Annotated in this window: 6 protein-coding genes; 3 read left to right on the top strand and 3 right to left on the bottom strand. The window is 51.7% G+C overall.

Going from position 1 to position 6,376, the window contains the following annotated elements; translation table 11 throughout:
• Positions 1–137: 137 nt before the first annotated feature.
• The 3 genes from glyA to EDM54_RS18475 all read right to left on the bottom strand — a co-directional run bounded on the left by glyA (position 138) and on the right by EDM54_RS18475 (position 3,282).
• Positions 138–1,487 carry a serine hydroxymethyltransferase gene (gene glyA / locus EDM54_RS18485; RefSeq protein WP_003386818.1) on the bottom strand — a complete coding sequence of 450 codons (1,350 nt, stop codon included), beginning with the start codon at positions 1,485–1,487 and terminating at the stop codon, positions 138–140.
• A gap of 172 nt (positions 1,488–1,659) precedes the next feature.
• Positions 1,660–2,310: a GntR family transcriptional regulator gene (locus EDM54_RS18480; RefSeq protein ID WP_024984733.1), complete on the bottom strand. Its 651-nt coding sequence runs from the start codon at positions 2,308–2,310 to the stop codon at positions 1,660–1,662.
• A gap of 90 nt (positions 2,311–2,400) precedes the next feature.
• Positions 2,401–3,282 carry a YitT family protein gene (locus tag EDM54_RS18475; RefSeq protein ID WP_024984734.1) on the bottom strand — a complete coding sequence of 294 codons (882 nt, stop codon included), beginning with the start codon at positions 3,280–3,282 and terminating at the stop codon, positions 2,401–2,403.
• A gap of 282 nt (positions 3,283–3,564) precedes the next feature.
• Between EDM54_RS18475 and mqnC the strand changes: the two genes are divergently transcribed.
• The 3 genes from mqnC to EDM54_RS18460 all read left to right on the top strand — a co-directional run bounded on the left by mqnC (position 3,565) and on the right by EDM54_RS18460 (position 6,307).
• Positions 3,565–4,698, top strand: a complete 1,134-nt coding sequence (gene mqnC / locus EDM54_RS18470; RefSeq protein WP_003386821.1) for a cyclic dehypoxanthinyl futalosine synthase — start codon at positions 3,565–3,567, stop codon at positions 4,696–4,698.
• Between the two features lie 14 nt (positions 4,699–4,712).
• Complete coding sequence (locus tag EDM54_RS18465; protein WP_003386822.1) at positions 4,713–5,012, top strand: hypothetical protein; 300 nt, start codon at positions 4,713–4,715, stop codon at positions 5,010–5,012.
• Positions 5,013–5,218: 206 nt separating this feature from the next.
• Positions 5,219–6,307, top strand: a complete 1,089-nt coding sequence (locus EDM54_RS18460) for a nitric oxide synthase oxygenase (protein ID WP_122958611.1) — start codon at positions 5,219–5,221, stop codon at positions 6,305–6,307.
• The last annotated feature ends 69 nt before the right edge of the window (positions 6,308–6,376 follow it).

The raw sequence follows: 6,376 nt of genomic DNA, 5'->3' as shown, positions 1-6,376 counted from the left end.
GTACAGCCAACCCCCGTTCGGGACTTTCACCCTATAGCTATCGCCCATGCTGGGCGCACCAAAAAGAAGCCTTCCGGCAACAGCCAGAAGGCTTCCTATTTTCCATTCGGTCCAGACTGCATTTTCCTTAGCGCTGTCTACTGTCCATCAAAGCAGTAGTGGATCTTCTGATAGGCGGAACGCATCTCGACAACCCGCTTGCGCGTAACCTCGAGCGGCTCTCTTTTTTCCAGTACAGTCACAATCAGTTCGGCGATCGACTCCATTTCCGCCTCCTTCATGCCCAATCGGGTCACCTCGGTCGTCCCGATCCGCAAGCCGCTTGGATGATCCCAATCCGTCGATTTGTCGCAGGGAATCAAATTTTTGTTGGTGATGATATTGGCTTTGGCCAATTCCTGCGCGACCTCAAGACCGCCGCCAAAAGCGCGGACATCAAGGATGATCTGATGGGTTCGCGTGAATCCTTTATGTGCTCCGAGGACCGTGATGCCCCGCTCGCTCAATGCTTTTCCCAGTGCCTGCGCGTTGCTCACGATTTGAGCCATGTATTCCTTGCCAAAAGCCAAAAACTCGGCTGCTGCGGCAGCCAGTGCCGCGACGCGATTGACCTGATGCGTGGCAGCCAGTGCCGGAAAGACAGCATCTGTGATTGGCTTTGTGAGCTCGGGATCATCCCAGACGATAATGCCGCTTTGCGGTCCGCTAAAGGTTTTTCCGGCAGAGCCTGTCAGGACGCACGCGCCTTCTTTCAGCGGGTTCTGGAATTGCCCTCCGGCGATCAAGCCGAGCTGATGAGCGCCATCAAAAAAGATTTTGCCGCCCCATTCCGAGACGATGTCCGCCATTTCCCGGATCGGAAACGGGAACAGCGTCATCGAGGCACCTAATGCAACGAGGCGCGGCTGTACTTGTCTGGCTGCCTGGGCAAACGCCTCCAAATCGACTTCCAGCTCAACCGGGTCCATCGGAACATCGTGAATGTGCAGACCGCGAATACCTGCCGGACCATCGATCCGATTGCTTGAGTGCCCGCCGAACGGCTGTGCAATCGTCATGACAGGATCGCCGGGCTTCGTCAGAGCCGCGTATACCGTCATGTTTCCGAGCATGCTGGCTACGAGCCGATGGTCCGCATACTTGCACTGGAAGACCTCTTTCAAGAGCTCCACGCACAGGGCCTCGATCTCGTCGATGTACTTCGTGCCAGCGAACCAACGTTCCGTCGGGCCGATATGTCCTTCCGCTGCACGGGTACCCACCTCTGATGCCAAGAGCCTGCGGACAGTCGGGCTGGTCGGCGCTTCGGGCGCAAGCAAATTCAGACATTCCTCCCCTCTCCAGACAGCATTTCTTTCCACCGCTTGTATCACTTCCGTCTGCATCACCCGCGGTGAAGAACAGCGATCCAATACATCGCGGGCCCATTTCAGCACGCTTGCGTCATGGACTTCAAAAGCTTGTGCAGGAGTCTGGTTGGCAGCCATCCACAATCCCTCTTTTCCCTGATCGAGAAACGATCGTTTTGATTTTCACAGTATAGGCTTCTCTCCATGTATAAAACCAATATATCGGATATCGGTTTTATGTTCAATGTTTTTTCAGAAATAACTGAAAATAAAAAGAAAAAAGCTCCCGACCGTCATCTGTCGGGAGCCCTTACGATTCACGCGTAAGTATTCTTCCTAAGCTCAGCCAATTTTCCTCCATTAAATGGGCGGCTGCACTCACTTCTCGCGATTTACACGCTTGGATGATCGCGGCGTGCTGTTCTACCGAGGTCAGACCTTCCAGAGAACCAAACTTGGCAAATTCCAGCCGTCTGATTTTGGGAATGATCCGCTCCAGCGCCAGTTCGATTTCCCGGTTTCCGGAAGCGTCCAGGACGATTTGATGAAAAGCGTCATCCGCCTCAACCGCTCGGGTCATATCCTGTACATCGAGAGCCTGCTGGAGCTTGCGGTTTTCCCTTTCCATCGCAGCAAACTCGTTGTCTGTCAACAAAGGCACCGCCAGGCGTGCAGCCAGAGCGTGCAAGGTAGCCACGACTGTAAAAGCGTGCTTCGCCTCCTTCATATCGATCGGAGTGATTCGGGTCAGCGATCCTGGCGACGATTCGACGAGTCCCTCGTCTTCCAGCCTTTTCAAGGCTTCACGCACAGGTGTCCGGCTCACGCCAAATGTCGCCGCCAAATCGCTGTCCTTGATTCGCTGCCCAGGCTCCAGCTCCAATGTAATGATGGCTTTTTTCAGATGTTCGTAAATTTGATCTCGCAGCACGGGTCGGTCCAATGGTTTTATCGTTTTCATGAAACCAATATATCGGAGCCGAGGATTGGTGTCAACCAGATGTATCCAGTCATTTGGAACCGGTGCCAGCATGTCGGACTGTGTGCGGTATCAGTGGATGTTCTTTTTCTTGAACCGCCCTCCCCTGACATCGTGAATGTTTCCGATCGCGAGAAACGCGGAGGAATCGATTTCTTCCACGATGGACTTGAGTTTTGCTTCCTCCAGCCTGGTGATGACGCAAAAAATGACCTTCTTGTACTCGCCCGAATACCCGCCCTCGCCTTCCAGGTAGGTAACTCCCCGCCCTAACCGCGCTGTCAATGCATCTCCGATCTCAGTGTACTCCTCGCTGATAATCCAGACGGACCGGGATTGATCCAGGCCTTCAATGGTAATGTCAATCATTTTGAAGGCAATGTAGTAGGCGATCAGCGAATACATCGCTTTATCCCACCCGAAGATAAAGCCGGCGCTCCCCAGAATAAAGATGTTGAAGACCATGACGATCTCTCCGACAGAAAACGGAGACTGCTTCGTAATCAAAATGGCAACGATTTCGGTCCCATCCAGGGAGCCGCCTGCACGTATGACCATCCCGATCCCGATTCCCAGGATAATCCCGCCAAATACAGCAGACAGCAGCAGATCGTGGGTCAGTACAGGGACCGGTATGAGAAAGGCCGTCCCAACCGACATGACCAGTACGCCGATCAAGGTGGAGATGGCAAAGGTCTTCCCGATCTGTTTGTACCCGATAAACAAGAAGGGAAGATTGAGCAGAAACAGGAAAATCCCGAGCTTGATGCCGGTCAGGTGAGAAAGCATAATCGAAATGCCCGTAATTCCGCCATCAATGATGTTATTTGGCACTAAAAAAATTTCCAAGGCTACGGAAACGAGAATTGCGCCCAAGCAGATGAAAAAAGCGCGTATCAGTAAATCCTTTGCGCGCCTGCGTTTGTGAATGACTTTCGGTTTGGCAGCTTCCATCTTCACCCTCCTCATACATCGAGTATGCCCAAGAGACTTATTTCCAAGTGACGATGAAAGCGTCTTGGCTCCATTTCTTTTCCCGTTGTCTCCATATCTACAATTTTTCAGTCTCGATTAAAAGGCGGAGGCGTTATAATGGAGTTTGAGGAAGTGACTGCAGCACCTTGACATCCGGCCATCAAATACGGGATGACGAATTTCAAGTTGTATGGTAGGATAAGTCGATTTAAGAAATTCGGAAGGATTCAAATCTGAAAGGAATTAAAGGAGGCCTGCGAAATGCAGACAGTGGACCGCGTTCTGGACAAAGCGCTGCGTGGCGATCGCATTGGGCTTGAGGAATGTATCACACTTTTGGAATCAGACGAAATCGAAAAAATGGGACATGTCGCCAACGAACTGAAGAAACGGCGGCATCCTGACCCGATCGTTACGTTCAACATTGGACGAAACATCAACTACACCAACGTTTGTGACGTATACTGCCGTTTTTGCGCCTTTTACCGGCCTCCGGGCTCCAAAGAAGGCTACGTGCTTTCGGATGAGACGATCCTGCAAAAAATTCAGGAGACCGTAGACGTGGGCGGAGATGAAATTTTGATGCAGGGTGGCGTCAACCCTGATCTTCCGTTCCAATATTATTTGGACCTGCTGCGCAAAATCAAACAACGCTTCCCGCAAATCATCATGCACTCCTTCTCGCCAGCGGAAATTCAAAAAATGAAACAGCTTTCCGGCCTGTCTCTGGAAGAAGTGCTTCGCCAGCTCCATGAAGCAGGACTCGATTCCCTGCCGGGCGGCGGCGGCGAGATCCTCGATGACCGCACGCGCAAGAAAATCAGCCGGCTCAAAGGCTCCTGGACAGACTGGATGGATGTCATGAAAGCCGCCCACAAGATCGGCATGAATACGACCGCGACGATGGTCTACGGCTTCGGCGAATCGATGGAAGAGCGCGCGTTACATATGCTGCGCGTACGTGATGCCCAGGACGAATGCAAAGCCAACGGATATTCTTCGAAAGGCTTTACCGCATTCATCGTCTGGCCGTTCCAGCCGGAGAACACCAATCTCCAGCGGGAAAAATCCAAACCGGAAGAGTACTTGAAAATGGTCGCAATCAACCGGATCATGCTGGATAATATCGACAACCTTCAAGCCTCCTGGGTCACGATGGGACCAGAAATCGGCAAGCTGGCCCTGTCCTACGGCGTCAACGATTTTGGCAGCACAATGATCGAGGAAAACGTCGTGTCCGCCGCAGGTACGACGCATAAGGTAAATATCGATCTGATCCTTCGCCTGATCCGCGAGACCGGGAATATTCCGGCGCAGCGCAACACACGCTACGAAATACTGCGTGTTTTCCACGAGAACGAAAAAGTGGACCGCGATTTTGTAATGCAAAACTAAAAGGATGACGCTGCATGGCATTTGGGATTTCCAGGGAAGAATTGAACGAGTGGAAACAGTCGGTTTCCCGGGGCGAGATTGCCTTTATCACGCATTATTGGCATGATCCCCGTTTTCCTGGCATCAGGACGGTGACCAAGGTCGGTTGTTCGGACAGGCAGCGGTTGACAGATTGGTGTGTAGCCAACGGCCTGAACCCTGTTTATATCCACGACCGTCCCCCTTTCCCCCACTTCGACCTTATGGGACCGAAGCAAAAGGAAATACTGGAAAAGGAAAACCAGTGGGAGCAAGTCACCCGTTTTCGTTTGTAAGAAGGCAAGTCTATAAAGTGAAAAGCAGACTCTTCGCTTGATATCAGGCTGAGAGTCTGCTTTCTTTATCACCGAAAGTGTCAAAAAAAGTTCGGACAACGTTCATGCTCTCTTCATTTGTGGTCGGCTTATTCCCGTGCTATCCTAAAACTTGATTGAAAACGCTTGGACGGTACACGAACCTGTTTTTTCAAGCACAAGGGGTGATAACCATCGCGCATCAATTAGCAGAAGAAGCCCGGACGTTTATCCAGGAATGCTACTCGTTCTTGGGTAAACCCGATACAGAAAGGGAAGCACGTATACAGGAGATTGCGAGAGAAATTCAAGAAACCGGCTCTTATGAACATACATATGAAGAGCTTCACTACGGTGTAAAAGCGGCATGGCGGAACAGCAATCGCTGCATCGGCAGATTGTTTTGGAATACGATCCACCTCTTCGATGCCAGAAGCGCGTCTACGGAAGAAGAAATCCGCGATGCCCTCTACCGCCATATCGAGTATGCCACCAACAACGGAAAAATCAGGCCTGCGATCACTGTATTCCGCCCCGCAAGCAACAAGCAGCAGCAAATACGAATATGGAACCACCAGCTCATCCGGTATGCGGGCTTTGAGACGGCTGAAGGCGTGATCGGAGACCCTCATTCCGTTCCGTTTACAAAGGCTTGTCTGGAATTAGGCTGGGAAGCAAAGCGGCAGCCTTATGAAATCCTGCCGCTCGTGATCCAGATCGGGGATCGGACTCCCGCATGGTTCGAGATTCCAAAACAGCTCATTTTGGAGGTTCCGATCAAGCATCCCGAGTATTCGTGGTTTGAGGAGCTGGCCCTGCAATGGTATGCGGTGCCGATCATCTCGGAGATGCGCCTCGAGGTGGGCGGCATTCACTACTCCGCTGCCCCTTTCAACGGCTGGTATATGGAGACCGAGATCGGGGCGCGCAATTTTGCGGACGAGGATCGGTTCAATCTCCTCCCGACAGTGGCTGCTTACATGAAGTTGGACACTTCGACCAACACGTCCTTTTGGAAAGACAAGGCGCTGCTTGAGTTGAACGTAGCCGTCCATCATTCCTATAAAGAAGCAGGCGTGAGCATCGTGGACCATCATACAGCTGCCCAACAGTTCAAGCTGTTTGAACAGCAGGAGCAGTCGTCCGGACGTGCGGTTACGGGAGATTGGACATGGCTTATTCCCCCTGTTTCTCCAGCAACGACTCACATTTTTCACAAGCTGTACGACAATACGTGGCATACGCCAAACTTCTTCTATCAGGAAAAGCCGTACTAGCTTACTAGAAGACAATTCGTATTAAAGGAAAAGCCGTACTAGCTTAGAAAAAAAATCGGCCTTGTCGCC

Origin of the sequence: Brevibacillus borstelensis (assembly GCF_003710865.1) — a bacterium.
In the GTDB taxonomy this organism is placed as follows: Bacteria; Bacillota; Bacilli; order Brevibacillales; family Brevibacillaceae; genus Brevibacillus; species Brevibacillus borstelensis.
This window is presented reverse-complemented; position numbering and strand designations above follow the sequence as displayed.